We start from the raw sequence: 8,646 nt of genomic DNA, 5'->3' as shown, positions 1-8,646 counted from the left end.
GCTCTGGCACTGATGACGGTCATGCCAGACGTTCATTTGAACCGCCTGCTCCTGACGTTCAGCAGAAACTCGGAATTTCTCCGCCAGCACGGCTATTCACTGCGCTATGCGAGGTGCAACTCCTGAGTATGAGCGCGGCCTCCATATCAATAAGGCCGCAGAGGGCACCAGGATTCGCGGCATCGGCTTCGCGCACTACGCCGGGGAGGGCTTAAAGTTGGAGGGACCCAACGTCACCCTCGAAAACAACACGTTTTCCTGGAATGCCATCAGCGGCGTGAGAATCAGGGGCGGCTACGGCGGGACCAACGCGACTGTGAAGGGCAACTCGTTCGTTCGCAACGGCATGTTGGGGTTGAGAGGCGGCCAGACGACTGGCAGCGTTTTCGACGGCAACCAGTTTACCGGGAACAACAGTTTTGAACGCTTCGCGGCCACCTGGAGCGCGTCGGGAATAAAGTTGACTGATTCCGAGAATGTCGAAATCTACGACAATGTTCTCGAAGGCAACTGGGGCCACGCCATCTGGATGGACGGAGGTGTGGTTCACCCCACCATCGTCCGCAATACGGTCAGGGGGGTGGGCAGCAACGCTGGCATTCACCTTGAAATTTCCCCGGGTGGCCCCAGGGGCGCCATCATCGCCAGCAACGTCATCAGCGGCGCCGGGGCGGGAATTCAGATCTCCAACTCCAACGACGCCAGAATCTGGAACAACACCCTGGTCGGCAACGACACGAATTTGATCGTGAACAAGGGTGACCGGAGAGGTGGAGGGGAAGAGGGGACCCGAGTTCTGCCGGTGACCAACACCATCGCCAAGAACAACCTGTTCTCCGATCCCACCGGGGGCACGACCTTGAAGGCGAGCAAGTTCGACGCCTGCACCGACCAGACCCCGTTGTTCGACACCCTGAACTTCAACGTCTACCACCGCAGCAATGCGGGCGACCCCGCCACCCTGATCCACTGGGCTCCCGTCGCGGGCACGGCGGGCTGCACACGCTCCTTTGCCAGGCTGACGCAGGCGGGCGGTTTTCAGGACGTGATCGGTCGCGAGCCGAACGGGTTGGCCCTGGATAACGTCGCCAGGGGAGCTTTGTTCGTGAACGCGTCCGCCGGAAACTACCGCCTCGTTTCGGGCTCCCCGGCAGCCAGGGGCGGGGACGCCCTCCCGGCTGATATCGCTGCCGCCGTGCGGCTGGGCCTCAGCTCGGCGGACGCGGCGAGCATCGACGTCGGCGCCAACACTTCGCGCGGCGCGCTTCACCTGCACCTCAGATAGGCAGGCAGCCCCCCTCTTTCCTCGCCGGCAATGGCCGGGAAGTGTTGGACGATCCATGATCCGCGGGAGACGACCGAGGTTATGGGCGAGGAGCGTCTTCACAGCGGTGACCACACGATTTCGAGGAGCACCCTTCAGATCATGGGACATGAGAGACGGACGGAGCGAGTGACCGCGACAGACTGTCGTGAGCGTGGGGCCCTGGGGAGACCAGCTCCTCCCGGGGCTCCAGGGCAGGCGGGGTGAGACCGCCCGGTACCGGCCCGGCGCGTGCTGAATAGCACGGAGACCGGGCTCGAGGCGGCTCCATTCCCGCCGTCCGTGGGGGACCGCCACCCGCCGGACGCTGTGCCGCACCACGTGGAGCGCCTTTGCCGACCAGAAGCACTGCCGCCACCGACGTCACGGGGACTGGCCGCTCCAGGCTGACCGCGGCACGGAGCATCCAGCCCGAACAGGCCGCTCCTGTCGCTCCTGTCGTCCACAGCTCCTCCGGACGGCGCACGGTGGGTTGATGGACACCCAGTCGGCCTCCGGGGGCGCGAAGGTCTGGTCCTCCCGCCGAAACGCCAGCGTCGGCAACCGTCGCTCAGGGCCACGGGCCGACCACGTTTCCTCTCTGCTCTTTGCGACTGGGCACTCAAGTCATGAAGAGTCGGGGCATTCGAGCGGGAATCCTTGCCGACCGTCAAAACTTGAATTTCGTGGGCGAATCGGGCCTCGTCCGTCCCCTGAGCCGGGTGACGCGCGGGGGCAGTTGTTCCTGCCCGGGGAAGCCGGCCACGTCCTTAGGGGAGTCTCGCCGGGGGGACCGGTGCGGGCGGACTCACGGCGACACCGGTCGCCAGACCCCAGAGTTCGAGGACGTCCAGATTCACTCCCCTGCGTTCTTTGCCGAAGCGCAGCGTATTCACGCCGGCGCGCAGCACGACCTGCACGTCGACGTTGGCGTACCTTTCCCAGCCGCCCGTGACCGGATACCGAACCGACGACGTGCTGACCTCATTGACCCAGAGGGGTTGAATCGCTGTTTCCGGGCTGCCGTTGGCATACCTGATCCGGAGGGTATAGGTGCCGTTGCTGGGCGCACGTACGGAGGGGAACGTCACCCGACTGTCGACGGAGTTGATGTACCCCACATGCTGTCCGCCCTCCGCCGTACTCGAGGGAACGACCCGCGCCCGGTACAACACGGCCCGTTCCGCCTCATAGCGCCCGAGCAGGCTGGCGACTTCGGCGGGACCCGTGACCGGCGCCACCGCCACTGGGCGAACAGGCTGGGCCGGCACTACCGCCGCCGGACGAGCAGGTTGGGCTGACACCACCGCCGCCGGACGAACAGGTTGAGCCGGTACCATCGTCGGGCGAACAGGCACCCGGGCGGCGACGGGGCGGGACGGGGGGGCGGGGGTCTGAGCAGCGGGGACGTCCTGAACGACGGCGTAGCGCCGGGGCGCCTGCCCCTGCCCGTCGATCTGCACGACGAACATGGCGACGCGTCCGCCGGTGGTGACCAGCAGGTCGGTCTGCCCCGCCGTCTTGGCCGCCGAGAGGACCACCCGGTTGCCGATGACCTCGTTCCTCAACAGCAGGCCGTTGCCGCTCACGACCTTGGTGACATCAGCCGGGAAATCGAGCAGCGTGATGTAACCCGGCGAGATCGAGATGTTGGCGGGCCGCTGTTCAAGCCGACTGAGCTGAAACGGGGCGGGCGACGGGACAGCGGCAAGACCAGGCGAGAGAGCCAGACACCACAGCAACGGCAGAACTCCTCTCCCCCTCCAGCGTCCTCCCTGCAACATATGGCCTCCTTGAATTCATTTCATGGGGCGTCCAGTGCCTGAACAGGACCTATAACGCTGCCGTGCGGCCTCGGACTCTCCGCGCAAGTTCGCCAGGCACAGGCACCGAGTCTATGTTCCTAGACTGTAAGAATAGTTTGGGCGGGAGTGCTCCAGCGCCTTTTTCCCACAATGCCGTCCGGAGCATCGGCAGAACTGGAAACGCCGTGCTGGAGACGCGGCGCTCAGCACAGGACCGGAAGGGGCTCATCGGCCAAGGGTCGGCGCGTGGGTCCCTCGGCTCTCCCGCGCCAGCCCCTGATCCAAGCTTTCCTCACACGGCCCTCTCACCCCCACCCCTCAAGGCATGGGGAGGGTCTTCTCCGGTGGCGCCGGAAGTTCCCCGCGCACCTCCAGCAGCCCGACGAGGGGGTCCACGAGGGCCTCGACCCGGCCCGGCACCTCACCGAGCGTCTGCGGCGTGAGGGCGAGGAGCCGCTCGACCTGCCCCGTGAAGTCCTCGGGCACGAGCGGCAACCCGGCCGCGAGGGTGAGCAGACGCTTCTCGCCGGGGTGCGGCGTGCGGTTCAGGGCGAAGAGCACGTCGAAATACGAGGCGAGAAACTCCGTCAGGCGGTGATTGACGGCCACGAGGTCCCCCCGCCGCACGGCGAGCGCGATCTGATTCGGGTACGCGCCGAAGGCCCCGCGCAGGAGGGGAAAGTTCAGGGCGATGATCGCCCGCGCCAGTCCGTCCGGGTAGGGCTGGTCGGCCCGCCATTTGAGATCCGCGAGCCAGCCCTCCCGGTCGAAGAGGACCTCGCAGGTGCGGAGGTTGTGCCACAGCGCCGTCGTGTAGCCCAGCCTCGCCTCATGCCGCTCCAACAGGGCGGTGAGGTGGGCGTCGAAGTCGGCGGCGCGGCGGAACATCACGTCGACGTGCAGGCCGTCTCCTCGCTCCAGCCACTCGTCGCCGGGTTCCCACCAGCGGTTGTCCACCTCGGCGCGGCTGCCCCGGCGCTCGGCGACGGCGCGGCGGGCGGCGACGGGCACCTCCTCCCGGCTGTAGACGTACAGGTCGAGGTCGGAATGTCCGTCCCGGTTCCCGGCGGCGCGGGAGCCCCCCAGCGCGACGGCGAGGACCTCCGGAAGGGCGGCGTACTCGGCGGCGATCTGCTGGGCGCGGTCGTCGGTGCTCATCGACCCCCATTCTCTCCCGAACCAGGGAAAATCGCAGAAAGGTTGCCAGAAAGCGGCAACCTTTCCGAGCAGAGCGAGTGGCGAACAAAGGGCGGCGCTTCGTTACGTTGGCGCCTGACACATGCGACAACGTGATGGAGCGCCGCCCTAGAAGTCCTCGACCTCGCCCATCACGTCGTCCTCGGGCACGGCGACGTAGCGGCGGGTGGTGTCCACCGAGGCGTGGCCCAGGAAGAGGCCGACCCGGGTGAAATCCTTTGTGGCCCGGTACAGCCGGGTGCCCGAGTGCTTGCGGGCCGCGTGGAAGCCCCGCCACACGTCCCCGTGTCCGGCGGCGCGAAAGGCCTTGCCCATGCGGTAGGTCGCCTGAGCGTAATTCCACTCGAAGAGGCGGGCGTCCGGCGCGGCGGGGGGCAGCGCGGCGAGCGCCGCCCGCACCCGCCGTCCCAGGGGCACGGTCCGCACCCGCCCGCCCTTGCCCCGGACGGTGACCCGGTTGGGCTGGGAGGCGCTGGGAGAGAAGTCCCCGCCGAGCAGCCCCAGCGCCTCGCCGACCCGCAGCCCCGCGTGGGCGCACAGGAGGAGCAGCGCGGCCAGCCGGGGCTCGCAGTGCGTGAGGGCCGCGTCCACCTCCGGCCCGTACGGCGGGTTGCGGACGATGCCGGGGGTGGGGTCGGGGGGAACGTGCGCGTTCTCGAAGGGCTGGGCGTCCGTGGCCCCGGCCCAGCGCAGCGCCCGGTACAGCGCCCGCGTCCCGGCGACGTACTGCGCGACGGTGGCGGCGGAAAGACGGCCCGCCCTGCCATTGCCCTGCGACGCCCGCGTCTGGAGCCAGGCGACGTACCGGCCACCGTCGCGCCGTCCCGGGCGCAGGAGCTGCACCCCGTTCTCGCGCGCCCACGGCACGAAGTCGCGCACGGCGAGGGCGTAGGCGTCCAGCGTCTTGCGGCTGGTGCGGGCGCCCTTGCGGCTGGCCGTCAGCATATACGCGCGGGTGACGGCGGCGAGGGCCTCCCCGTCGTAGAGCGCCGCCGCCTCCACGGCCCGCACCCGCAGCGCCTGATCAGAGAGCCCGGCCAGCGCCAGCTCACCCTGGACACGGACGAGGGTCACGGGGCGCCGTTCTCCCGAACGTGGGGTGGGGCGAGGTGGGGTGACCGGCAGAAGGTATGGCCCGATTTTCGCACTAAGATAGATTAGCGTGAAAAGACAGGCTGCCCGACGCGGCGAGCGCGCGGGCACCTTCAGGGGCGCCTACCCGGCTGCACGCCCCGGAGAACCACGAGGGGTCGGGCACTCCGAAGCGCCTGGGATGCCCGCCCCCGTCTTAGGTGCCCTCCACCGGGTCGCGGTGGCCGACCTGAGGGGCGAGTTCGCGGTACAGGGCGTCCAGGCGCCGCCAGGTGTGCTCGATGTTGAATTCCTGCCGGGCGCGCGCGTAGGCGGCGTCACCCAGGTGTCGGCGCAGCTCGGGGTCGGCGAGCACCGCGCCGAGGGCCCGGGCGAGGGCGGGCTCGTCTCCGGGGGGCACCAGGCGGCCACTCACGCCGTCCTCGATCATGTCGGGGATGCCTCCCACCGCGGTGGTGACGATGGCGACACCGCGCGCCATGCCCTCCATCAGGGCGAGGGGCTGGCCCTCGAAGAAGGAGGGGAGCACGAGCACGTCGGCCTCTTCCAACAAGCGGGCGCTTCGAGCGGCGTCTACCCAGCCGAGGAGGTCCACGCTCTCCGAGAGGCCGAGGTCACGGACGAGGGCCTCCACGGCGGGCCGCTGGGGGCCGTCTCCGGCCAGCAGGAGCCGCGCTCCCGGGGGGCGCGTGATCCCAGCCCAGGCGCGCAGCAGGCCGAGGGGATTCTTGCGCTCGATCAAGAGGCCCAGGAACAGGACCCGGGGCGGGCGTTCGGGGCGGCGCGGCGCGGGGCCGACCGCCACGCCGTTGGGAATGGAGGTGACCCGGGCGCCGGGCGCGATGGCCGAGACGGCGCGCGCCAGGGAGGGCGAGAGGGTCACCACCCGGTCGGCGCGGGTCAGGGTGGCACGCACGAGGGGACGCAGGGGGCGCGGGCAGCGGGCGTAGAAGTCGGCGAACTCCCCGGCGTGCAGGTGCAGCACCGTGGGGAGGCGGAAGACGAGACTGGCCACCCACAGCAGCAGCCCCTTGCGCGCGAAGCTGCCGTACGCGGCGGAGTGCAGGTGCACGAGGCGCGGGCGGGTGGTGGCGCAGCGCCAGACGAGTCGGCCCGCGCCCGACGCGAAAAGGGCGAGCCGCCGCCGGGCGGGGCCGTCGTCGTGGGTCACGACGGGTTCGACCCGCCAGCGGGTGAACAGCGGGGTGGCCCGCAGCGCGGAGACGTACCCGGCGATGCCGCCCCGCGCGGCGGTCGTGACCCACAGGACCCGGGGGGAGGTCATGCCCGGCCCCCCGCCTGGGCCCCGGGTGCTCTCCGGTCTTCCCTACCAGGAATGCTGCACATGGGTCCGCTCCTCCTGGCGGGGACGTCCCGCCGCGCGAAAGAACACGTCTTGGAACTGCGCGACCATCCGCCCGGTGGAGAAGACGGCCTCGGCCCGGGCCCGCCCGGCGCGGCCCAGGCGAGCGCGCAGCGCCGGGTCGGCGGCGAGTTCGCTCAAGCGGGCCGCGAAGCCCGCGAGGTCCCCGTCGGGCACGAGGAAACCCGTCTCCCCGGGAACGACGATCTCGTTGGGCCCGTAGCGGATGTCCATCGCCACGACGGGCAGCCCGCACGCCATCGCCTCCACGAGCACGTTGGCGAAGCCCTCCGCCCGGGAGGTGAGCAAAAAGGCGTCGTGTTCGGCGAGAAACGCGTGCGGGTCGGGCACGTAGCCCACGAAGCGCACCACGTCCTCCACGCCGAGTGCGCGGGCGAGGGTCTCCAGGGATCGGCGCTCGGGGCCCTCCCCGGCCACGTCCACCCGGAAGTTGGCCCCGGCACGCCTCGCCCGCTCGGCGGCCTGGAGCAGGCGGTCGAAGCCCTTGCCGGGCACGAGGCGGCCCATCGCCGCGAACCGGGCCGGGGCCGAGGCGGCGCGAGGGGCGGGCAGCGGCGGGATGGCGGTAGAGTTGTACACCACCGTGCCGCGCCCCGCCCGCGCTCCCCCCCGGACGAACTCGTCGAAGAGGCCGCGGGTGGGCACGACCCAGGCGTCGGCCTGCGCGACCACGTAGCGGCGCAGCAGCCGCTTGGCCTGTCCCCGGTCGTCGAGGTTGTCGAGGGCGTTTTCCTCGTTGGCGACGTGAAGAAAGCGGCCCCGGCGCGGCAGGCTCGCCACCGTCAGCCCGGCGTACCAAAGACGGGTGTAGACGATATCGGGCCGGAACTCGCGGATGCGCGCCGCGAGCAGAGGCCGGGCCCGCCGCAGGTTGCGCGCCGCGTGCAGGGCGCCCTGCTCCTCGTCGCGCATGGGGGCCACCGCGAGGTCACGCAGGGGGAGCGCGCGCACGTTCAGGCGGCGTTCGAGTTCGGGGTCGAGCCGGGCGCTGAAGAGCGTGACGAGTTCACACTCGAACTCCTCGCGCGGCAGCCCGTGCAGCAGTTGCGCGAGCTGGACCTCGGCCCCTCCGGGCGCGAGGCCGGGCAAGACGGCCATCAGCCGGAGCGGGCGGGTCATGGACTGTTCCTGACGGGAAGGGCATCGTTCATGGGATTCTCCTGCGGGGCCGAGGACCGGACTCCGGACCCGCCTCGGGAAGGGCCGCGCCGACCTGCAACAGGTAGGGGCAGGCCCCAGGAACAACCGGGCTTGCCCGCAGTGTTGTGCTTTTGCCGCCGGATAGAAAGGTCACCCCCGATGCACAACCGCTGTCCAGTGCCTGATCAACGGTTGTGCACCCCTCGGAAGGGCAACCCCGTCCCCGTCCACTTCAACCCGCGGGCAAGAGCGGACTGAAGCCACCGACGCCCCTGGGTCCTCTCCCCTCCCTCGGCTCACGCGGAAAACGTCTTTCCCGACACACTTCTTGGCGAGCGGAGAGCGCGGTGTCGGGGCGAGCCTGGGGCCTTCCCGGGAAGTGTAAAGGGAGAGAGTTGTGTCAGAAGTCCAGTCGGCACCCCTCTCGGCTCTCCACTTCGCCCCTGCCAGGGCAGGACCTGACCTTGCGAGCGTCGGACGACCGGGTTCGAACGCACGCATCACATCGTCTTCCCCTTATGCCTGAGCCTCACCGTTCATGCCGACACGTCTGCATTCGAGCAAGAGCCAGACGCACTCTTTTCATTGATTCGCTTGAATTCCAAGTCTGACAAGACTCTGACAACGACGACAATTCGTGGCTGATTTCGCGCATTGCCGTCACAGCTTTCTTACAAATTGCCGCTGTGCAGTACCTCATGTCCTTAATGTTTTCCTGTGGGGAA

The 8,646-nt window shown here is 69.4% G+C and carries 6 protein-coding genes; 1 reads left to right on the top strand and 5 read right to left on the bottom strand.

Features of this window, described 5'->3' with window-relative positions:
- Window positions 1–106: 106 nt before the first annotated feature.
- On the top strand, window positions 107–1,285 hold the full coding sequence (locus tag A7B18_RS15920; RefSeq protein WP_102127693.1) for a right-handed parallel beta-helix repeat-containing protein: 1,179 nt from the start codon (window positions 107–109) through the stop codon (window positions 1,283–1,285).
- Window positions 1,286–2,073: 788 nt separating this feature from the next.
- Here the strand turns inward: A7B18_RS15920 and A7B18_RS15915 are convergent.
- From A7B18_RS15915 to A7B18_RS15895, 5 genes are all read right to left on the bottom strand, one after another.
- On the bottom strand, window positions 2,074–3,045 hold the full coding sequence (locus A7B18_RS15915) for a carbohydrate-binding protein (RefSeq protein ID WP_180970194.1): 972 nt from the start codon (window positions 3,043–3,045) through the stop codon (window positions 2,074–2,076).
- A gap of 381 nt (window positions 3,046–3,426) precedes the next feature.
- On the bottom strand, window positions 3,427–4,266 hold the full coding sequence (locus tag A7B18_RS15910) for a nucleotidyltransferase domain-containing protein (RefSeq protein ID WP_102127691.1): 840 nt from the start codon (window positions 4,264–4,266) through the stop codon (window positions 3,427–3,429).
- A 147-nt stretch (window positions 4,267–4,413) separates the two neighbouring features.
- The gene (locus A7B18_RS15905) at window positions 4,414–5,379 is read right to left on the bottom strand and encodes a tyrosine-type recombinase/integrase (protein WP_102127690.1); all 966 of its coding nucleotides are present in this window, start codon (window positions 5,377–5,379) and stop codon (window positions 4,414–4,416) included.
- Window positions 5,380–5,593: 214 nt separating this feature from the next.
- Window positions 5,594–6,682 carry a glycosyltransferase gene (locus tag A7B18_RS15900; protein ID WP_102127689.1) on the bottom strand — a complete coding sequence of 363 codons (1,089 nt, stop codon included), beginning with the start codon at window positions 6,680–6,682 and terminating at the stop codon, window positions 5,594–5,596.
- 42 nt (window positions 6,683–6,724) lie between these two features.
- Window positions 6,725–7,900: a glycosyltransferase gene (locus A7B18_RS15895; RefSeq protein ID WP_102127688.1), complete on the bottom strand. Its 1,176-nt coding sequence runs from the start codon at window positions 7,898–7,900 to the stop codon at window positions 6,725–6,727.
- Window positions 7,901–8,646 lie beyond the last annotated feature (746 nt).

This window comes from Deinococcus planocerae, assembly GCF_002869765.1.
In the GTDB taxonomy this organism is placed as follows: domain Bacteria; phylum Deinococcota; class Deinococci; order Deinococcales; family Deinococcaceae; genus Deinococcus; species Deinococcus planocerae.
Note: the sequence above shows the minus strand (reverse complement) of the source record. Positions and strands in the feature narration are given on the sequence as shown.